We start from the raw sequence: 21,080 nt of genomic DNA on the forward strand, positions 1-21,080 counted from the left end.
AACGCTACTCATTCGTCGTTTCAACCGGTTGTTGTACCCCTGATACAGTAACTGGAGCCGTTTCCGTACTGACAGGAAAAGATTGGCTGCCGATTTCAGCTGTTCTGGCTATGCGCACTTCCTTAAGACTAGCGGAAAAAGACATACCATTGGCTATCTGGTGGGTGTGTGTACTGCGAAAGCTGGTCAGAATTCCATAAAATCTATTGCGCCCCTCGTATACGACAAGAGTACCGGCTTCCATCAGATTCAAAATATTTTGCCGGATTTGCCCCGCTTCTTGAAGGTTTTCACTGACAATGATTCCGCTAATGTTCATCGTTTTTGCTTTTGATCGCACATGATCCATCAGGTCCAGTCCACTTTCAACCGGCTGCTCTGTGACCTCAATTTCATAAGAAGGATCTTCCGTTTCGACCAATATATGAATACCATTTAAAGTTGCCATGATTGAACCCCCGCAATTCCTTGCCTGCGTGCAGCGCTTTCGAATACTTCCTGAATCGCCAGCTTGACCCGCTCAGCAATGTCTTGGGCATTGGCCCCGCTGCCATCACCGTTAACCGTGATATTGATGACGGGATTGATTTCTGTGCTTGCAGTGTTGGTTGGAGAACCCTGATTATTAAAAGAAAATACATTTGCAGGCATAGCCGAAGAAAAAGACGTTGGAGATGCATCAGGAAAATTCAAATCCCCATTTAGAGCAATATCATCATAAGGAATTCTAATTCCCTCAGCTACCTTTTCTGATGAACCCGCTACTCTAGCCTGTCCATCTTCCAAGCCAAGTGCCAACCCTTCAGTAGTCATAAAGCCTACTTCCATCATGACTCTGGAAGGTGAATGTATTCCCAGAAAATCACGTATCCCACCTGAAATACTGTTCGCAACGTTTTTTATAATATCCGTTACATTGCCTATAGTTTCGTTAATACCACTAATCAGCCCCTGAATAATGTTAGACCCAAGTGTCTTCATACGTTCTGGCAGGAGTAATAACCAATTTATCGCAAGATCTATTTCTGTACTTATCATATCCATTATCGTTTTAACACCAGTTTGTAAATCAAGGAACAACATGGAAAAAAAATCACTTACGGTTGTTCCGATAGTCATGACTAAGTCACCTATAGAATCCCAGTACGCTAGAATACTATTAAATGCTTCTGTAAAGATCATTTGGAATTTATCCATTGCCCCTGTAAAAAAAAGCATTAATCCATCCATTATAGTAACCAGACTGCTTACTATAGATTGAAAAATAATAATCGTTTCTGATACTATTTTATTCCAACAAAAAGAGATTAAGTCACTTACATAGATAATAGGAAGAAGAATTAAGTTCAAAACATAAGGCCAATAAGTAGAAATGAACGACCCGATTTCATTGAATACTCCAAACATCATATTTTTAAACTGCTCCCACTTTTCTCCAAGCCAACTTGTTATGTTCCCCCAATTTTTAAAAATAAAAATCCAGTAAGCAATGATACCTGCCAATATAAGACCTGCCGCGATAAATAGCAGCAATGGAGAGAGTGCCGCCCATTGTGCAGCTGCAAGTGACCATAGCGCAGAGGCAAGACCCACACCCACGAAGACACTAAAGACGGCAATTGGTGGCCCTAAAATATCTATATGTTTGACAAAGAAATCTATTGATGCTACTACTCCATCCAATGTTTTTCCAAGTACATCACCTATACCATTAGCGAATGTATCAATAGCTGGCATTGCTTCAGTCAGACTTTTTGATAAATCATTGAAAACTCTTTCAATTGTCGGGAGTGATTTTTCTGCTAAGTCTTTCAATTTATCTCCGAGTGGAGCAAGTGCTATCGAAATCTTATTTTTGAAGGTATCGAACTTATTGGCTAAAGTTTCCGTCTCTTTTGATGTACTATTAATAATTCCTTGAGAATTTTGCATTTCCTGAAGCATCGTTCCTAATTCTAATTTTCCTTCACGAATTGCTTGTGCCATTGACGGACCACTCAAATCACCAAAAGCTTTCATAGCAATTTGTGATGCTTCTGCAGTTGTCTTGGCTTCTTTAATTTGGGCAATCGTTGACTGGAGTCCCTTACCCGGATCTTTTATATCCTGTGCAGCCATTTTTCCTAAAGCAGTAGAGAACGACCCCAATACCATGTCAGCATCCAATCCATTGCTGGCCCATGTCGCCATAAGACTGGCACTATTATCAAAATCATAGCCCAACTGTCGCATTGGAGCTCCAAATTTATTCAATTTGTCAGCAAGTACATTAATGCCTACCCCTGATTTTTGTGATAAAACATAAAGCTTGTCAAACATTTCACTGCCTTGATCAGCGCTTATGCTCCAGCCATTCATGACACCAGAAAGCGAAGTTGCTATCGTATTTGTGCTTACTCCTGTTAAAGAACCTAATCTCATAATCTTCCCAGACATCTCTTCCAAATTTACACCGGCTGCACCCGTACTCTTATGAACTTGCGCCATTACAGTAGCTACTGCATTCAGATTATCTGGAACACTTGATCCAAGATTTTGATAGCTTGCCATTAAGCCCTTTAACTCAGCTCCTGTTGCACCTGTACCTACTTTCATAATATTGAGCGATTTTTCGGCTATATTTGACGCATCCCAGCTGGCGGTTCCAATATCTTTCAGAGCCGTATATATACCTGAAGCAGCAGCTTCACCAAGACTTATCAGTGATTTCCTAAGCTTAGAGAATCCAGACTCTACCTTATCTGTGCTATCTTTGACTTCATTCGTAATTTGGATAAATTGATTAAGCTGTGAGTTGATTCGTGTGAAATTCTCTATTTGATTAATTTGTCCAATCACGCCACTTGAATGTTCAATAGAAATAAGACCCGCCATATTCCCTCCACCAACCTTTCCTTCAAAAGAACAAAGAAGCGTCCATCAGGAACGCTTCTTCGATTTCTCCATATTTTTCTCCATCATCTCGATGTACATATCGAGCGCCGCATTAGCCTCGGCCAGATCGTCCTGGTCCATCTGGTTCAGCTCGCTATAAGTGATATTCATATCACTCAACAGCAAACGCCACATGCCCCAGTTGCGTTCCGCCCGCTGACGCGCTTCACTCCTGGTTATGGTCATCCGAGGCTTCCTCGTCTTCGCCTTCAAGGAAACGGAAGGAGGCCGCAATCACATCGTTGAATTCCTTTTTATCGCTGCCAAAATAATCCCACGAGATTTTCGGCTCGACGATGACGTTCTTCATCATTTCCTCAGCAAGCTTCTCTTCCTGTGGAACTCCGAACTTATTTTTTACACGGTCGCTGATTTGTGCCGCCGCACGTACGCCCGGGAATTGGAATGTATAGGCTTTACCGCTGCGGGATGTATAGTTTTTTTGCTTAAAGTTGCTCATGTATCCATCACTCCTGATCGTATTGTTATTGATATGCGATTGACCAATCTTAAGCTAAATTAAGATCCATGGCCTGGAATTCGTATTCGCGGTCCTCGGAATCCTTGCCGTACTTGCGGTCAGCCTGCTTTTTTAGAAAAGCCTGCGTTACCGTGGTCGTCTGCTTCGGCTCGTTGTACGAAATGATGCTGATGGGAACCAATTTACCGGTATTAGCCAAGCTGTCAAGAAATGTAGTCTGCGGACTTGTTTGCTGCAGCGTGATTTTGATCGTGCCCAAGCTGTTATTAATCTTGGTGCGCACCGCATCACCCATAGCACCAACCTTGGTATCGTAATTATTTTCATCCTTGGAGATTTCCACCATGCTTTCGCCAAGTCCAGTCATAAACACACCGTCTACGGTAATTGATACGTTCTTCGGATCATAAGTTGTTATAGCCATTTCTATTCCTCCTCATAATGTTATTGCATCTTAAAATTGGATAACTCCATGGATCGTAGCATCATGTACAGCTCCGGCAAGCTCGAAGTAAAAAGAGCCATCATTGTAGCTGCGGGCCGCACGGTCGGCAGGGTCTACTTCATCGCGGGATTTGAAGGTCGTTCCATACAGGCCCAAGCCATCCTCGTCACTTGCAATAATGCCCTGATTGTGCGCACGCTGAAGCACGGTTTTGACTACACCCTCGATTTGGGCAATACCCGCTGTGGTGTAAGGAACCTTTGGTGTGCTGTTCAACAGCTTTTGAACTCCATATTCGATCGAAAACTTCACATAATCTCTGGCGTGGATAATATCGATATATTCGGCATCGACCACCCGGCCTTCCGTCGTTACTGCATCACCGGCTTTGGAAATATATGCGTTCGCACCCAGATTATGAATCGCCAACAACTCACTGCTGGACAGCTCCAACGGCTGGATACCGTTCAGCTTTTTGAATTTCCAGGTGATGCTGCCTACAGGTGCAGAGCCAGCCGCTCCAACCCATGCCGCTTCCGGATAATTGTTGATCGTCGTATGGTAGAGAACGGTCGTGCGGGTATAGTTTTTGGCCTTGATTGCCGCCAAATCCGTTAAGCTTGAAGAGCGAGTGAAGAACTGATGGGTTCCATCGGCTTCAATCTCATCGGCAACAGCCAGCACATCCACCTTGGCAGCTGAGGTGCTGATCAGGAAATACCAATCTTTATCCAAAACAGTCTGCAAGCGCTGAGCCAGTGTTTCCTCGGACTCGCCTGTTGTCGAATTGCGGCAAGTAATAGCAATCACGGAAGGTGCTTGATCACCTTGGGCAAAAATCGCCTGTGCCGCTTTATATTCCTCTGTGGTTTCAATAAAATCCGCTTTAACACCCGCCAAATCGGCGTATTCTTTATATTCGGAACCACCTGCTTTTGCTCCGAGAATAAGTACCTTACCAAATCCTAAACGCCCTACGGGCTTTTGAATATCAATGACAACTGTTACGTCTTTTTTTGAGTTGACCATGTTAATTCCTCCCTATTTCCAATTTACTGTTTGAATAATTCCTTGATTCATATCCACTACACTTGCGGTGCGGAAGGTCACATACAATTGACTCCTACGCTCCCATACCCCTTCAATAAACGAATCGCGGTTTTTAATCTTTCCAGCCTGCACGACGACCAGATCGGCCCCCTGCTTTAAAGCATCGTGACCGACGATACGGAACCAGTCGTGCATCCGAATCGCATTCGTCCAGCTCTCCAGCTGTTGGTTCGAGCAGGAATTCAAGCTAATGCGACAAGTAGGCTGCTCCGTGTACCGCTCCATCACTTCTTCAGTGCCAGCTTCAACAAGAGTCATGACCGGTGTACCATTTGGATATTTGATGGGCCCGGAATAGCTGTACGTGATATAAGGATATTGTGATGGCCTTACTTCATCCACCTGCACAACCGGTATACCAAGATGAGCACTCAAGCCATCGGCGATTACCGTTTGAATCAGCTCCAGATCAATCATGGACATACCTGCCTTCCACTTGATGAAGCCGACTTGTGAGCCATCTGTTGTTGAAAGCGGGTGAACGCGACTGCTGTCGGCAACTCTTCTTCTTACTCGTCAACTTGGGTTGCTCCTTTCCTGCTTGGGCTCTTGCTGCATCCTGCATGATCATGCTTTCGATTTAAAACAAGAACACTTGTTCGTATGTTGTTCTCATTATTAGGTGGCAGTCGTAAGGGGCAGCTTACTAAAACTCTCGTGAAAGCCGATGATGATTGCTTTTACATGACATCAAGCATGCTGGTCGCCTGTACTTGCGCTTTGCTTCGCCTGCACGACCTTCTTATTCGCCGTCTGCACATAGCCCTGCACGGTGCCTTTCTTCACGCCCAGCAATTCTGCGATCTCACTCAAGGAATAGCTCATCCCATGATGAAGCTCATAGCATTCCCGCTCGCGGACGCTTAAGCTGGCTAATACTTGTTCAATTTGCAATCTTTGTGACTCTGTAACCGCGGCAGGCTCGTCCATTACCGGATTGTGCTGCTGCATGTAGATTTGCATTTGGAACGGATCTACAAGCTTTTCCCGCTGGTAAGCGGCTCTGCGTTCGATACCTCTGCGGTTACCCGGGCATTTGCCGGTATGCATCCATTCAATGGCATAATTGACATCTGCGATCATTTCGGCAATTAACTGCTGCTCCTCGGGCGGATGGGCGACTTTTTTAGCCTTAAGCAAAATATGATGAGTGCTGCGGTAAGCTTGTTTCAGCTCGTCTATATCTGTAAGCCATGGTTGATCAGAACTTCCTCGGTTCATCTGCATAACCTCCTGTATATTGTTTTATTAAATAAATACCTTTTGGTAACACTGGCTCAACAAAAATTTGCCCTTTCTTCTTCCTCACGCTTTTACGATGACAACCCCTTGTTATCGTTTACTCAAAATGGTTTTTTTTCACCTCTTTCCCGAACACTTGTGCTATAATACTATTAAAATTACTCTCTTTGGTAAAGCTGGAAAAACAGGCAAATAACCCCTATAACAATCAATTATCTGTCTTTTTAACCTTTTGGTAACAGTTTTTCGTTATTTCTCTTTACCTTTTGGAATATTTTCGGTATATTATTACCAAGAGGTAATGAAGGGTAGGTTCTTACTATGAGCGAAACGCAGTTTGGCAGCTATCTGAAATCCGTCCGTGAACGCAAAAAAATCAGCATTAATCAGCTGGCACTGGATTCTGGAATTAGTAATGCTCAGATCTCGCGCATTGAAAATGGTCTGAGAGGCATCCCCAAACCGGAAACGATTCGCAAGCTCGCCGATGCCTTAAAAGTGCCCTATGAGGAAATGATGAGTCAGGCCGGTCATATGCCGGAGGAACGGTTGAACGAAATTCCTGAATGGGCTACATCGAGAGACAAGCGGGATTTCAAAAAAATGCTGGAGGAAGATGGCGAGGTCATGTTTGACGGTATGCCGATCAATGATGCGGACAGGCAGCGGATTATGGACGTTTTGACCGGCTTTTTCTGGGAAGCCAAGCAGATGAACAAACGCACCAAACCAAAGAACTCCGATACCACACCCAAGCCGTGAACATCACAGGTCGTAACTGCCTTACTAATTGAATTAGCCGGGTGATGATAATGGAAAATACCGTATCCAAGCTTATACAACGACATAAAACGAACTGCCCCTTTACGATTGCCCGTGCGATGGGGATCCAAGTGAGATTCCATGACCTGGGGACGAATACAAGAGGCATCTATTATCGCAAGCTCAAACGACGGTTTATCGTCATTCATAATCAGCTTTCTTCAGAATGGCAGCGATTCGTCTGTGCCCACGAGCTTGGACATGATCGACTTCATCAGGGGATCAGCCGTTTTTTTCTGGAGGAGCATTCATTTTTTAATCCGGGTAAATTTGAAATGCAGGCTAACCGCTTCGCCGTTAAGCTGCTCGTATTCAACAGCGAATTTCATCAGGAAGAAACGATTGAACAGTATTGTACACGCCATGGCATTCCCGAGGAGATGCACAGATTTTTCTAGAATCGTATGTGATTGTTCCCGTTAAACAGATCATCCTGGTTCCCCAATTTCTGTGCAGCCTCCTCATACACTTTTACAATTCCGCGAACTTTCTCAAACTCCTCGTCATTAGGGCCAAGGCCGTCCATGAACATACGTTTTAAGATTTCACGAAAATAAGTGATGCGACTTATTACGAGGTTTTTCTCATGCTCAATAACCTCTTCTATTGAATTCCCTTGAATAAAAGCGTCCATGTCATCCAAGCTGTCCTTATGATCTTCAGGCTCGGGTTGATCCTCGATTCTGCCGCGGAGCGGAATTTGCTGTTCCGACTGCTGCCCCAGATCCATCGAGGCATGAATATTCGACAACAAAATTCTCTCCTTGGCCAGCATAACCAAAAAGGTTTTATTCGTGAACATATCGGATATGACCAGTCGGCTCATTTCCTTGTTACCGAGCAGTATCCCTTCAAAAGGATGAAGAATCCAGACGTCATCACTCAAGTAAAGATTAAAAGTGAACCATTCGCCACCAAATAAATAACGCAGGTTTATCGAAGATTCGTTAATAATTTCGAATTCAAATTCTAGCATATACAGCCTCCGATCTATAGATACTATTTACATAGTACCAGATTCATAGGCATTGGCAAACATCACCTTCACTGACAATAATCGTCCTCAATTCTCATATCTCATCGTTTAATGACGCTATATACCGAGCCCTCTCTATACTGGCCAACACAATCAGCGTAATAATCGTCCCAAGTGCTGTCAACATATCAAGCATAGGAACACCTCAATTTCCTTTTAATGTGATTCCTGACCATACCTAACCTTATGCACAACCGACTTGCCCATATTCCATACATTGTATGCGAATGAATTCTGCTGGTTACACAAGCATGTCGAATGAACCAAGACTGGTTCTCACCGGACAAATCGTTCTGACCCACAACATACGTACAACGACAAAAACCGGGAGCTGAGTGCTCCCGGTTTCCATTTCGATGATATGCTTGTACAACTTTACCTTGGCCTATTCCAGAAAACTCGACAAAGACTGGTTCTGCTGTTGATTTTGGATCGAAGCTTGTCCACCAGGGTTAAGACCAAGACGTTGATTCAAGGTTTTGTTGATCTCCGTCATTTTGGAGGTATGCTCGGTTGCGGTTTGAATAATACTGCGGTTCGATTGCTCATACAAATCCATCGCGGTGAACAAGTCACCAATCGCCTGATTAATCACATCCATCTGCAGCGCTGGTTTGCCGAGTAGATCATTCGTTTTCTGAGTCGTTTCCTTCAGCTGCCTTGAATTTTCGGCAAACATCGTCTCCAGCGTCCGATTCGCGGAATTGACCGCATCAATCGTATCGAGCTGATCCTGAAGCGCCATAGAGATCATCGCAGATACAGTAATCAAGTGCTGGGTTTTGTGAATCGTACTGTCTACCGCGTCAATCAGCTTATCATTATTGTCATTAATAATATCCGTGCCTGCAATCGCCTGCTGGTACAGCAAAATCATTTCAGTAAACGATTGGATACGGGTGACGACCTTGCGCAGACCACGTTCCAGATGGGTTTTTCGATTCGCATTTTCCGGCTTGCTGATCTCTTGCTCAAACAATTCCTTCAGCTTATTGCCCATCGCAATTCGCGCCTGAACATTGTAAACCTCCTGAATCGCGGTACGCTTCAAATTTTTCATATACACAATATTTTCCTGCAAAGTATCCTTGCCATTGCGTAGTGATTGGACAATCGCCGCTACATTCGTGTTCACCGATTGATATTTATAGACAAAATTTTTCATCGGTGTTTTTTTCAGCAGCTTGTCAAAAAATCCGACCTGCTTGCTTTTATTCAGCGCATCCACCTCGCCGCGGAGCTTCAATATGTTATTGGAAACCTCAGCCCGCTTGCCGGACATCAGCTCATTCACGGGACGTTCAAGCATCGCCAGCGACTGTCCTGCCTTTTCCATCGTTCGTTGACCCATATTACCGATCTCATCCATAAGGCTGTCCAGATCTAATGTATCGGTCGTCGATACTTTTTGAATCAGCTGCTGCGCCTCCTGCTCTACCTTGTTCACATCCTCCTGTTTAAGTAGAACAAGCTCCGTCAATGGTTGTGTTGACAATCTTATCAGCTCCTTAAAAGGTTAGTTTTGTACGTTGTAGCGTTCATGAATAAGGTCAATTTTAGTTTGCAGATCAATTAAATCCCGATGTTCGATAGATTCCACATAAAAGGAAATTTTTGAATTAATATCTTTGAGTCCTGTCAGCAGCAGCCGACGGTTTTGTCGTTTGGCTTCCCCACTCAGCTTCAAAAACGGATTAACCGCCCCGTTCAAATCCTTGAACACCAGCCGATGAATATTATGATTGATATTCCCATCATTCAGCTCCTGAAGCTGCGGAATGACCCGCTGAAGCCGGGTTAAGAGAGAAAGTGTTTTCTCCACAATTTCATTATCGAGATTATCCTTCTGCCCTTCGGATATCATCATATCCTCAAGCACGCCAATATACTCAAGAACAGGCCCCCATACCGGGTCCTTAGCTACTGCATCCTGCAGACTGGACGACAAAGGTGTGGATGAAGCTTCGGATGGAGCTATAGGCTCGGCAAAAGGCTTTGCACCCTGCATCGGATGCTTCGGTTTGTAGAAAATAAGTGCCAATAACGATAGTCCTGCCGGAATCAGAAGCGCGACATAGATGGGAACGAATAAGGTAGCCAGCAAACCAATCAAGTAACCTGCAATAACGAAAATGGAAAACAGCTTGAGTCGTGACATTCGCTTCTTTCACCTCCTAAAAAGTTTTGCTTTAGCAAAACTGACTTCGTAAGCATTTGCTATGTTTTGCTTTAGCAAAACTGACTTCGTAAGCATTTGCTGAGTTTTGCTTTAGCAAAACTGACTTCGTAAGTATTCGCTTTTCTATATCACCATCATATCACAAAATCACGGCAGGCTAAATTAATGTACCGTGAAATCCTCTTTTTAGATGCCGTCCAAATATCTCCACATATGAAAATGCTTATAGTTGAAGCCTATTCGATTCGATGAAGCGTTGTTTAGATTGTAAAAACAGCCCCCTTCTCAGGGAGCTATGCCAAATTTTTAAATAGATTTTTCCAGTTCCAGCTGCCCAGCTTCACTTGTCACCAGCATAATCGGCTGCTCGACGTAGCTCGCTGTAATCCCCAGCTGCGGGACGGGGATGGCAATCTCCTCACCCAGTACCGCTTTGACGGCCAAATAAGGGATATTGACTCCGGACAAGCAAGTAATGTACAGTCCGCCAGACATTCTTGGGTTAATCTCGAGCAATTTGGGAATACCATTATTGTATTTTACCTGAATGTTATATACGTATGGGATCCGATATTCCGCGGCAAAGCGTCTTGAAATTTCGAGCAGCTCTGGCACATCCTCCAGGAAGTAAAGGCGTCCAGCCTCCTTACGGCGTGGTATCGCGGCCTGCAGCTCACCGTCTGCTGAAGCCAAACAATCAATGCTGTACTCATTCCCCTCCAGCAGCTCCATCACCATAATATCCTCAAAGGTGTCTTGCGAGGAAAAGGCTTCATACGCCTGCTCGAAGGTAATATTGAGGTTCACCCAGCCATACAGCTCCTTCAATCGGTTCTGTTCCTCCACAACAACTCGAAAGCCCATGCCGCCTTCGGCATTTGTTGGTTTGAAGCACACCTTCAGCCCTTTGGAGGTTAAGCTTTCGTAGGCTTGCTTAAAGGCTAAGGCCGTATTGACGACATAATACTCAGGGATCTCCACGATCTGCTTGCCACGAACGGACTCATAAAATAAATCCTTTTCCATCAGGTTCTCCATTAATTCCGTATCGCGGCAAAGCATGACTTTAGTGCCAATTTGATCAAACAGATCGACATACTTGGCGATTTCCAGCATCTTCAATCTCGGAATGAACACATCAATACGATGGCGCTTGCAGAAGTCCAGGCAAAACTCCACATATTCAAAACCTTCCAGCACTGGCTCCGTTTCTGCATGATCGCAAGCCTGCAAGGACATATGCTGAATATTAGGATGCGTCCCATACAATTCGAACCGCTCACCATAAGGATTATTGCGGATCATATTCATATAATGATAAGCTACTGAAAACCAGCGATTAAACCAAATCCGCTTCATACTACGCCTTCTTTCTTCTCATAGATGATTCCGTTCCTGTATGCATGCCGTTCCAATACTTTCTCCAAAAGCTCTTCAGAGGCATAGATTCCTGGAAGCTGCGTGTACGTGATATGCGGATGCTTAGGATAGTGCTTAAACAGCTCGCCATGTCTCGGTGCTATGGCTTCATCTGCCGCCAGCAGCAGACTTTCATCCAATAAAGAATCGCCCGCGGCTATAACATGTGCGGCACCCAGCCTCTCCTTAAGGTGAAGCATCGCAGCGCCTTTGCTTAATGCAGCGGGCACCAGATATATTTTCCTGCCTTGGATTGACAGGTTCCAGCCCAGCTCTGCGATGACCGCCCGAAAATCATCAAGCTCAAGCTGCGGAATCTTGTCCCGCACGATGACCAGCGAATAAAACAGCTCATCGGCGTATTTTTCCGTTAGCACCCACTCTGGCGTTGCGATCCGATCCCAATATTGTTTAATATGTGCCGCCGGAGCACTTGAACGGGCAACTGCCGCGGTTACCGTTTGCTTCCAATGCTCATCAGCTTGTCCATTGACCAGAATGGTGCCGCCATTGCTCGTAATCGCATAGGTCGGCCTTACCGTGTCCTTGAATACAAAAATACGTTCATACTGCACCACAGTCCGTGTCGTAACCGGAATAAACTGCATGCTCGCTGTTACTTCGGTTAGCAGCTGTATTGCACGCTTTGTCATGAAGGAAATATATCTTTCCTCATACAGCTCAATAGGAACAGTCTGCTCATGAGGCTTCAACGGCCCCATCGAGGCTTCCGAATAAATCAGGGTTTGATCCAAATCACTGGCAAATATCACGCTTCGACCTCCCCTTTACGCAATGGCTTAATAATCCCGCAGCATGAATAAGTAAGATTCGGATACACTTCAACTGACACCTTTCGATCCTCAGCCAACAGCAAAATGTGCTTGAGGTTTGGGTTGTCCAACCGATCTACGAGAATTTTCCAAGGCACTCTGCGCAGTAAGACACGGGTCGTCTCGCCTACTCCGGGTTTAACCAGATTCACATCATCAATGCCATAATCCTGTTGAATTCGCTTAATATCGTGAAGCCCTTTCCACGTCGCTTCCGTTTGCTCCGGATGAAGCTCGAAGAATGAAGCTGTGTCCTTCGCCTTGGCCTCAATACGCTTGAAGCAGCTGGATACCTTGTCAATAAACAGATTGGATAAATCCTTGGACAGCCACTCCTTATAAAATTTCGCTCCGTGAAAGTCATTCGGACCAATCAGATCATCCCGCAGCACTGTTCGGCTCATTAATCCCGATACGGTGGAGTTCAGGCAAGCACTCGGTATCAAGAAGTCCTCACGGGTACCGAAGGTTTCCGAGCAGTAGCCTGGGTCCGCGAGTACAGCGAGATCATCATTCAAGCTCACTCCATACTTATTCTTCATATGCTCGCAGGCGTCAACCAGCACCTTGCGAATAGCGCCTTTTCCTGTCCAACCATCAACAAACTGGATCTCATGATCAGGATGCTTGTGCAGCATATAACGAATCGCATTTTCATCGATACCTTTACCGCGAATAATCGAAATACTGTAATGAGGCATATCGATTTGATGCACCTCTTGAATATACCGTTTAATCAAGATTCCGATCGGTGTACCTGCACGCGCCAAAGAAGCCAATACCGTATGCTTGCCGCGTTTACTCAGGATCAATTCAGCGACGACGCCCGCCGCGGCTGCTACCTTCTCAGCAGACTCCTCGAGCGTATCGTGGAACAGCTGGATGTAATCATCCGTAGGCTGGTACTCCACAGGCAGCATTTCCGAATAATGCACACCGGACTGAATCGCCTCTTCACGATCCTCGGTCCCTCGTTCAAGCGTAATGTCGCTTAAATCCTTTAACAGAAACTGCACATCCGCTGGGTTGTAGCTTCCAACTGCTGATGGAGCTTGAATCTCCTTGGCAAATAACTCTGTTTTCATGGGGTTAGCTCCTTATCTACATCGTTCACAGGTGGGCTAAAATAAACAAGATGAATATGCGGTGTATGCGTGCGTCGTAAAGCTTCAACAAAAGGTCTCTCTGCTTCTGAGGAAGCTTCCCTTTCCATAAACACAAACAACTCATCATAATGACTAGGAGGAATATTATACAGGAAATTCATCACTGTCGGATCATCTGGTGAGGTATAGGCATCCCTATATTGGATCGCATAACTTGCTTCTTGACTCGGATGGATCGGACTGCGTGTGGTAGATTGATAGAGGATTCCATCACCCATAGCAGCGGCAATTCGCATCGGAACGTACATAAATTCGCCAGTACCGATACATAAGGTATTTGCACCTGTTCTAAGTGATCTCAGGAAGTCTGCCGCCTGTTGAACCTGCTTATCCAGCAATATATTGTCCCCATAGTCAAGCCCAAACCGACCTGTCAGGCTCACGTAAGGATTCAAATTCACATCGCCTATGGAATTGCCCGAGCTTACCTGCATATGATCAAAGTTATTGTACACATAATGTTTTGTAATTTTTGTAGACTCGGCTGCTGCAGATATAGAAGGTGCAGTCTCTTCCATGTATTCAATAGAGCTGCCTTGAACCTCGATCTGTCCTTCAATTAACGAAAGGCACACAATCTCAATGCCCAGCTCGGTCTCGAGTTTCGTAAATTGTTCGCGATCTGCATCCGATCTCCAATCGAGTAGACTGGCCACGATGTATTTGGAACGCGGAAATTTCATATGTAAATCGCGAATCATATTCAGTGCGGTTTTACCCGTCGTGATCTCATCGTCTACCAGGACGACCGGCTGTGTTCCTTGAAAAAAGTGCTCATTACGCGCATAGCAGCGGTGCGCCGTCGCATGCGAATGCTCCTCTTCAAAGCTAAGAATGGAATCCAGCTCTCTGATTGATTCTCGTGTTGTGTGCAAATATCGGGTAGGTCCACTAAATACTTCATACATGCTATGACCCAATGCTGTTGCCGTCTCCGCAAAGCCTATAAAGAGATGCGACTGGTCAATAAGTAATGGGCTGCTTTTTAAATTGGCATATACAGCTGCTGCATAGACGGCTGGGTTGCGGATCGCTTGAACAATTTTCGGAAGATCTACCGACACCAGACCACCATTTTCTTGCTGCAGCAGCACAGCCAAGGCAGCTCCTCCGAGTAAAGATACATGCGGATCAACAGGAATGTGCTTGCCCAAAACTTTGCTGACAAACAAAAAGCTTCTTTTTTTATTAATTCTCGCAGCCATCAAAAATAGCTCTTCCATGGGTAGATTCAGAGGATTGCTCGTGACATGAACAATAACCTCTAATTGATCCTTAATTTTGTACGTATGCTTGCTCTTGACCGATGCGGACGAGCAAGGAATTGAAGCTTTGATTTTCATGAAACACCCCATATACTTTTGATCTGTTCATAATCCGCTGTGCCCAATTCAGATGAGGTTTCATTTCGTTCATTTTATTTGCATATTGACTCTTCATAACACCGAGATAACCGTGACTGTTGGCGATGATGGAGGTGGCGTCCATATATTCTTCGTGACTGACGACAAGAAGTGCTTGAACCAGTGTAAGATGCGTGGGGTGAATAATCGTTTTACCAATAAGTCCATTTTCTTTATCCAATGCAATTTCACGAAGCAATCCATCTGTCTGGCGATTGACGACCTGCATCTTAACCCTGCGGCCCTTCCGCCCCATCGCATCCTCAAACAGATTTTGCGGGACAATCTGCGTCGGGGATCGGTCACTTTTGAAATATTCCCACACAGGGCCGGAAATCACATAACCATCCTCAATACGTCCAAAAACATTAATAATATCCATGATGCAATCCCTGATAACTCCTAATTCGTAGATCGTCGTATCCGAGCTTCTCCGAATGCCGAACAAACTTGAGAAATCCGTTGCGCCGATCCGAATATTGAGAATATAAGCCTTGAAAGGCTCCAGCAGCTGTTTGATCGTCAGTAACGTCTCCAGCCTGCTTTCACGATAAATCACGGCAGCTGTTTCCAATATAGGCATTCCGTATAGCACAGCTGTTGACGGAGCCTTGTACCGATTGTAATCCATGAGAAGCTGGAGGTAATGCTGGGCATTATCAACCGTAAACTTAGGAAATACAAACCCGGTAAGCAAAGCGGCGTCTTCCTGGAGCAGAGTCAATATTTTGCCCATTTGTTCTGGAGAGCGTACACGAATGAACAGCAGCGGCAGGCTGTGTGTCAGCAGAGTGCCAAGTCGAATCCAGGCAGATAACCTGCGCAATTGCTGGATCAAGCATTCCTCGGCAAGCTCTACCTGATGGTCGCCTACGGCATCCTCCAGATCTAACACCAGAGTGGTCAATCCTTCATGTTTACCGGAAACAATATCATCCGCAATTGTAAGCCTTGTGGCTGGTGTATACAAAGCGGCTCCGACAGCAATGGACAGCAGCTCCTTGTCAGATGTATTGTCAAAAGAGACCGGTGGTTCATAGAAGAGGAGCTGTTCCTCTTCTTCAGAGAGGTAATGAAAATAACGCATGCAATCGCTCCTCCATTTCTATTTCACCTAATTTAAAATATCCTCCCGAAATTGGAAGGATATTCGCTTACTATAACATCCATTAACTGGATTTAACCTCTTTGCTGCCTTTGTTCTTAACCGCACTGTAGATGATCGTGCCTACAAATATGGCAATGATCAAAGAGAAGAAGATAACATGGGATACTTCGAATCCGAACGCAGCTGCAATCATTTTGGCACCGATCACGATGATCAAAACAAAAGCTGCTTTTTCGAGCTCTGGATACTTTTCAATGAGCTTAAGGAATACTTGAGCGACACCACGCATCATCAGAACGCCTAGAATACCTCCAAGGAACAATACCCAAATCTTCTCACTAACACCGAAAGCAGCCAGTACACTGTCAATACTGAATGCAATATCCATCATCTCAACAGCGGCTACTGTTTTCCAGAAGCTCATTCCCTTATTTTCAATTTCTCCTTCTTCCTGCTCAGCCTTCTTACCGATATAAGGCAGAATGCCGTACATTTTGAATTCGAGATTGAACAGATTGCTACAAGCGATCCATAACAGGTACACGCCGCCTGCTACCTTCACCCATGTAATCTTAACCAGGAATGTTCCGATACCGATGGCGAGGAAACGAAATACATAAGCCCCGACAATCCCGTAGAACAATGCTTTCTTTTGCTGTTCTTTCGGTAAATGCCTTACCATGACAGCCAGCACAAGTGCATTATCTGCAGATAACAATCCTTCCAACAAAATCAGAGTACCAATAATTCCCCAGTTAACCGGATCTGAAAGTGTGGAAACAATAACAGACCAACTAAAAAAGGTACTGAAATTGGCAATAAAGCTGCTTATAAAATCTGACAAACTCGATCCCCCCTTTTAACTAACAGTTATTTGGAACCGGCAACCCATCTCAAGCCCCATTTATAGGCTTCATCCATCTTAGCGTGACCCGAATAATAGGAGACCAGTTTTTCAATGCTCAAGGTTTGGTCATTCACATTTTGAATCAATGCAATGGCACACATACCTTTATTTTTCTCATGCTCATCCATACGGACCTCGATATCGGGACCGCCGCTTTGCTTGATCGTGACAATGCCGTTGGCTTCTGCCCAGTTGGCAGCTCCTTCATAGATAAAGGCAAATACGAGAATCCGCTTGAATTCCTTCAGCATATTTCCATTAATCCGCAAATTTTCGCCAGTTTTCACTGTACCCGTCCGATCATCTCCATCGAGAGAAATATAAGGGGCACGCGTAAGCGAACCAAAGGAATTGCCCAATGCCTGTACAACACCCTTGCTGCCATTCTTTAATTCATATAAGCAGGCCAAGTCCAGATCCAGATTGCTGCTGCCACCGAACCAACCGGATTTTTTCTTCTGATCCCAGTTCAGATTGACGAGAATCTCACCAAGTGAGCCGGAATTTTTTTGAAGATTAATCGTATCGCCGCGTTTTTTCAGCTCGATTTTGTTCAAGTTGATCGGATTGGCTGCTGGTGGAACATTTGGTGCTGGCGGTACCTGTGCAGGCTCCCTAGAAGGCCGATTCAAATTAAGCGGCTGCTGCTGTGGCGGGTTATTGGGCTGCTGGCTGGGCCTGTTCAGGTTCAGCGGCTGGTTATTAACCGGCGGCTTATCTGCTTGGACAATTGGCGGCGGTTGAGGTGTCGGTGGTGTTGGTGCTTTGACCTCTTCTTCCTTCACCTCTATGCCAAAGCTATTGCACAAGGCTTCCAGGCCACCAGAATAACCGGAGCCGATCGCATTGAACTTCCAATCGCTGTTGTATCTATATAATTCCCCTACGACAACGGCCGTTTCGACGGAGAAATCTTTTCCCAGGTTGTAGCGAATCAGCTCGCTGCCAGACGTTGGGTCTATGATACGAATATAAGCATCGTCTACTTGAGCGAAATTTTGCTTTCTTTTCTCTCCCTCATAGACAGTTAAGGTAAAAGCAATCTTGGAATATTGTGTGGGCACATTTCCCAATTGAATGGTAACCTGCTCCCGGTCGGTAACTCCCGCCATATTCCGCTTGTCACCTGTTGTCAGGGAAACCGCATGATTAGCTCCTACAGGATTTCCATAGAAAATAAGGTCTTCATCACGTGAAACCTTCCCATTAGCCCCCAGTACAAATGCGGAAAAATCAAGATCCACACCATTTGCATTACGCCAACCCATGCCAATTATAACCTGAGTCAACGAAGGGTTGTTTTTAGTCAGATCGGCTTTCTGACCCTTAACTACTGAGACCGCCATGACTACACACCTTTCTTACGTTTTATGTTACAAAGTCTAGTTGGCGTCAAGTCCGTAGTTTTTGCAAAGAGCAGCAAGACCGCCGGAAAAACCGGAACCGATTGCCTGGAACTTCCAATCCGGTCCCTGACGATACAGCTCACAAATGACAACTGCGGTTTCCACGGAGAATTCCTCTCCCAGATCATAACGCAGCACTTCTCTGCCATTGGACTCATCTACGATGCGAACAAACGCATTGGAAACCTGTCCAAAGTTTTGTGAGCGGGCTTGTGCATCATGAATCGTTACGGTAATCCCGACTCTTTCAATATTTGCAGGCACTAAGGAGAAATCCATAATGATTTGCTCATCATCGCCTTCACCTTCACCTGTACGGTTATCGCCAGTGTGCACAACAGAACCGTTAGGAGTTTTCGGATTGTTATAGAATACGAAGTCATCAACACCTTTGGCTTTACCATCGGCATAGAGCATGAATGCAGAAGCATCGAGGTCAAAGTCGCTACCACCGTTATATTTGTTCGTATCCCATCCTAAACCTACAATAACCTTGGTCAGTCCTGGATTGGTTTTGGTAAGGTCGATACGTTGTCCTTTGGATAAGCTGATTGTCATATAAGAAACTCCCTTCAATTTTAAAGAGTAGCTGTTACTTGTAATAAGCCGCCTTGTAAAGGCGGCTTATTGTCCATTTCATGGAATACATGAGAGGGAATTATTGTTTATGCAAGCCCGAAGTCACGAACCAAGCCATTCAAACCGTCTTTGTAGCCGCTGCCGACTGCGCTGAATTTCCATTCGCCATTGTTGCGGTACAATTCAGCTACTACGATAGCTGTTTCGATGGAGAATTCTTCTCCCAGGTCGTAACGAGTCAATTCCGAATTGGTTTCATCGTTTACAATTCGCACATATGCATTGGAAACTTGTCCAAAGTTTTGGCCGCGCTCTTGGGCTTCGTGTATCGTTATGCAAATCGAGATTTTGTCGACGTTAGCCGGAACCGCAGCCAAATCTACTTTGATTTGTTCATCATCTCCGTCGCCTTCGCCTGTTCTGTTATCGCCTGTATGTACAATGGAGCCATTTTCGTTCTTCGGGTTGTTGTAGAAAATAAAGTCCTTCTCGGAGCCAGCCTTGCCTGTAGCATTCAAGGAAAACACGGATGCATCCAAATCAAAGTCCTTACCGCCATCATATTTGTTCGTATCCCACCCAAGACCGATTAATACCTTGGTCAGACCTGGATTGGTTTTAGTTAAATCAATTTTTTGTCCTTTAGTTAAGCTGATTGCCATAATAAAATTCGCCTCGCTTTTCTATAATTTAGGTTAGGTTTTGCTGTAAAAATTATGTGTAGCGTCTGGCCAACAAGTCGATATGAGCAGCTTGCTCGCCTTCGCCAATTGCATTAAATTTCCATTCGCCGTTATTACGGTAAATTTCACCAACAATCAATGCAGTTTTGCCAGCATAGCTGTCAGTTAGATTAAATCGTACCAGCTCCTGATCATTCGTATGGTTAAATACACGAATATAGGCGGACTTGATCATGCCAAAGTCCTGTTTACGGGCTTCACAGTCATAAATATTGACGACCATCAAAATTTTCTGAACGTGAGCAGGTACTCTGGTCAAATCAACAACGATTTGCTCATCGTCGCCATCACCTTCACCTGTCGTATTGTCTCCAGAGTGAACAACAGAACCACATGCGCTTGTTTTGTTATAGAAGCATACGAGATCTTCTTTCCTCTCCAGCTTGTTGTTCGCGTTCAGCAATAATGCCGATGCGTCACAATCAATAGCCGGCTTTTTGCCGCCGAAGAAGCTTCTCTTCTGTTCGATGGCATCCCATCCAAGACCAACTACAACTTTCGACAAACCTGCGTTACCTTTTGTCAAATCAATCTTCTGACCTTTAACCAATGAAATCGACATGTATTCGTACCTCCTTCGCTTGATCTCTATCTTTCACCTGTAATACGGCATACGCCTGTATGTGGTTTCAAGATTTTATAAACCAAATTCTCCGGAGTTCAGTCCAAGTACCTTACAAATATCACGGACCGCATTTTTCTCTGTTTCGTCAAAATCTCCATCCGCTGCACCGATCGCGCAGCATACCCCAACGATGATACGGCCGACCTCGGGCTTGGAATTGAACGGAGCAATTGCTCTCAACGCCTCCTGCTTACCAATGGTTACATCAAAGTCCATATTGCCTGTATAATGGTTGAACCTATTGATAACATCCGTAATATTGTATACCTTCAGCTCTTCACTATGATTTAAATAACCGGCCATCTTTTGCTTCTCTGCTGCAGAAATATTACCATCCGCTGCAGCTACTATAGCACATCCGGCAACTATGGCTTCAAGTAGATCCTTGTTTTTATATTTTTTGACGGAATCCTGTAAACTGGTTTTACCCTTGGATAACCAATTTTGAAACGAGTTCAATGCGCTCATGTTTTGTTTTCCTCCATTTTTATAAGGTTATGTTACCCATTTCTCTATATCTAATAACAAACAGGCGGTGCTATTAAGATTTCCCACCTTTTCCCTACTATATAACTTTATACATATCCCTAAAATATTGCAAGTTTCGATAGGATTTCTTAACATACACAAAAGATGACAATA

Annotated in this window: 24 protein-coding genes; 2 read left to right on the forward strand and 22 right to left on the reverse strand. The window is 44.7% G+C overall.

Annotated elements, in window-relative coordinates; all coding sequences use genetic code 11:
• Positions 1–4: 4 nt before the first annotated feature.
• The 8 genes from LRL21_RS23525 to LRL21_RS23560 all read right to left on the reverse strand — a co-directional run bounded on the left by LRL21_RS23525 (position 5) and on the right by LRL21_RS23560 (position 6,191).
• Positions 5–448, reverse strand: coding sequence for a phage baseplate protein (locus tag LRL21_RS23525; protein WP_240418241.1), 444 nt, complete (start codon positions 446–448; stop codon positions 5–7).
• Positions 436–2,874: a phage tail tape measure protein gene (locus LRL21_RS23530; RefSeq protein ID WP_240418242.1), complete on the reverse strand. Its 2,439-nt coding sequence runs from the start codon at positions 2,872–2,874 to the stop codon at positions 436–438. Before LRL21_RS23530 ends, LRL21_RS23525 begins: the two co-directional genes overlap by 13 nt.
• A 45-nt stretch (positions 2,875–2,919) precedes the next feature.
• Entirely contained in the window at positions 2,920–3,120 is a 201-nt protein-coding gene (locus tag LRL21_RS23535) for a hypothetical protein (RefSeq protein ID WP_076233247.1), read from the reverse strand.
• Complete coding sequence (locus tag LRL21_RS23540; protein WP_076233246.1) at positions 3,101–3,394, reverse strand: hypothetical protein; 294 nt, start codon at positions 3,392–3,394, stop codon at positions 3,101–3,103. The genes LRL21_RS23535 and LRL21_RS23540 overlap by 20 nt, the downstream gene beginning before the upstream one ends.
• Before the next feature lie 49 nt (positions 3,395–3,443).
• Positions 3,444–3,839, reverse strand: a complete 396-nt coding sequence (locus LRL21_RS23545; protein WP_240418243.1) for a phage structural protein — start codon at positions 3,837–3,839, stop codon at positions 3,444–3,446.
• Positions 3,840–3,869: 30 nt separating this feature from the next.
• Entirely contained in the window at positions 3,870–4,889 is a 1,020-nt protein-coding gene (locus LRL21_RS23550) for a DUF3383 family protein (RefSeq protein WP_240418244.1), read from the reverse strand.
• Positions 4,890–4,901: 12 nt separating this feature from the next.
• The gene (locus tag LRL21_RS23555; protein ID WP_240418245.1) at positions 4,902–5,393 is read right to left on the reverse strand and encodes a phage neck terminator protein; all 492 of its coding nucleotides are present in this window, start codon (positions 5,391–5,393) and stop codon (positions 4,902–4,904) included.
• Positions 5,394–5,660: 267 nt separating this feature from the next.
• On the reverse strand, positions 5,661–6,191 hold the full coding sequence (locus LRL21_RS23560) for a sigma-70 family RNA polymerase sigma factor (protein ID WP_240418246.1): 531 nt from the start codon (positions 6,189–6,191) through the stop codon (positions 5,661–5,663).
• A 342-nt stretch (positions 6,192–6,533) separates the two neighbouring features.
• Between LRL21_RS23560 and LRL21_RS23565 the strand changes: the two genes are divergently transcribed.
• The gene (locus tag LRL21_RS23565; RefSeq protein WP_076233951.1) at positions 6,534–6,974 is read left to right on the forward strand and encodes a helix-turn-helix domain-containing protein; all 441 of its coding nucleotides are present in this window, start codon (positions 6,534–6,536) and stop codon (positions 6,972–6,974) included.
• A 50-nt stretch (positions 6,975–7,024) separates the two neighbouring features.
• Positions 7,025–7,432 (forward strand): ImmA/IrrE family metallo-endopeptidase, encoded by a 408-nt coding sequence (locus LRL21_RS23570; RefSeq protein ID WP_240418247.1) that lies wholly within the window; start codon positions 7,025–7,027, stop codon positions 7,430–7,432.
• Here the strand turns inward: LRL21_RS23570 and LRL21_RS23575 are convergent.
• From LRL21_RS23575 to LRL21_RS23640, 14 genes are all read right to left on the reverse strand, one after another.
• Positions 7,429–8,010, reverse strand: a complete 582-nt coding sequence (locus LRL21_RS23575) for a hypothetical protein (RefSeq protein ID WP_240418248.1) — start codon at positions 8,008–8,010, stop codon at positions 7,429–7,431. The genes LRL21_RS23570 and LRL21_RS23575 overlap by 4 nt on opposite strands.
• Positions 8,011–8,455: 445 nt before the next feature.
• Complete coding sequence (locus LRL21_RS23580; RefSeq protein WP_240418249.1) at positions 8,456–9,565, reverse strand: toxic anion resistance protein; 1,110 nt, start codon at positions 9,563–9,565, stop codon at positions 8,456–8,458.
• Between the two features lie 21 nt (positions 9,566–9,586).
• Positions 9,587–10,228, reverse strand: coding sequence for a hypothetical protein (locus LRL21_RS23585; RefSeq protein ID WP_240418250.1), 642 nt, complete (start codon positions 10,226–10,228; stop codon positions 9,587–9,589).
• Positions 10,229–10,555: 327 nt separating this feature from the next.
• On the reverse strand, positions 10,556–11,608 hold the full coding sequence (locus LRL21_RS23590) for an ATP-grasp domain-containing protein (RefSeq protein WP_240418251.1): 1,053 nt from the start codon (positions 11,606–11,608) through the stop codon (positions 10,556–10,558).
• Positions 11,605–12,441, reverse strand: a complete 837-nt coding sequence (locus LRL21_RS23595) for an HAD family hydrolase (RefSeq protein ID WP_240418252.1) — start codon at positions 12,439–12,441, stop codon at positions 11,605–11,607. The genes LRL21_RS23590 and LRL21_RS23595 overlap by 4 nt, the downstream gene beginning before the upstream one ends.
• The gene (locus tag LRL21_RS23600) at positions 12,438–13,586 is read right to left on the reverse strand and encodes a cysteine protease StiP family protein (protein ID WP_240418253.1); all 1,149 of its coding nucleotides are present in this window, start codon (positions 13,584–13,586) and stop codon (positions 12,438–12,440) included. Before LRL21_RS23600 ends, LRL21_RS23595 begins: the two co-directional genes overlap by 4 nt.
• Positions 13,583–15,010, reverse strand: a complete 1,428-nt coding sequence (locus LRL21_RS23605) for a phosphoribosyltransferase family protein (RefSeq protein ID WP_240418254.1) — start codon at positions 15,008–15,010, stop codon at positions 13,583–13,585. Before LRL21_RS23605 ends, LRL21_RS23600 begins: the two co-directional genes overlap by 4 nt.
• The gene (locus LRL21_RS23610; RefSeq protein ID WP_240418255.1) at positions 14,943–16,157 is read right to left on the reverse strand and encodes an HpcH/HpaI aldolase/citrate lyase family protein; all 1,215 of its coding nucleotides are present in this window, start codon (positions 16,155–16,157) and stop codon (positions 14,943–14,945) included. The genes LRL21_RS23605 and LRL21_RS23610 overlap by 68 nt, the downstream gene beginning before the upstream one ends.
• Positions 16,158–16,239: 82 nt before the next feature.
• Entirely contained in the window at positions 16,240–17,022 is a 783-nt protein-coding gene (locus LRL21_RS23615) for a TerC family protein (RefSeq protein ID WP_240418256.1), read from the reverse strand.
• A 26-nt stretch (positions 17,023–17,048) separates the two neighbouring features.
• Positions 17,049–18,431 (reverse strand): TerD family protein, encoded by a 1,383-nt coding sequence (locus LRL21_RS23620; RefSeq protein ID WP_240418257.1) that lies wholly within the window; start codon positions 18,429–18,431, stop codon positions 17,049–17,051.
• Between the two features lie 36 nt (positions 18,432–18,467).
• Entirely contained in the window at positions 18,468–19,049 is a 582-nt protein-coding gene (locus tag LRL21_RS23625) for a TerD family protein (protein ID WP_240418258.1), read from the reverse strand.
• Positions 19,050–19,156: 107 nt separating this feature from the next.
• Positions 19,157–19,732, reverse strand: a complete 576-nt coding sequence (locus LRL21_RS23630; RefSeq protein WP_240418259.1) for a TerD family protein — start codon at positions 19,730–19,732, stop codon at positions 19,157–19,159.
• A 52-nt stretch (positions 19,733–19,784) separates the two neighbouring features.
• Positions 19,785–20,375 carry a TerD family protein gene (locus tag LRL21_RS23635; protein WP_240418260.1) on the reverse strand — a complete coding sequence of 197 codons (591 nt, stop codon included), beginning with the start codon at positions 20,373–20,375 and terminating at the stop codon, positions 19,785–19,787.
• Positions 20,376–20,450: 75 nt separating this feature from the next.
• Positions 20,451–20,897, reverse strand: coding sequence for a tellurite resistance TerB family protein (locus LRL21_RS23640; protein ID WP_338044667.1), 447 nt, complete (start codon positions 20,895–20,897; stop codon positions 20,451–20,453).
• Positions 20,898–21,080 lie beyond the last annotated feature (183 nt).

This window comes from Paenibacillus periandrae, from assembly GCF_022458865.1.
GTDB lineage: Bacteria > Bacillota > Bacilli > Paenibacillales > NBRC-103111 > Paenibacillus_S > Paenibacillus_S periandrae.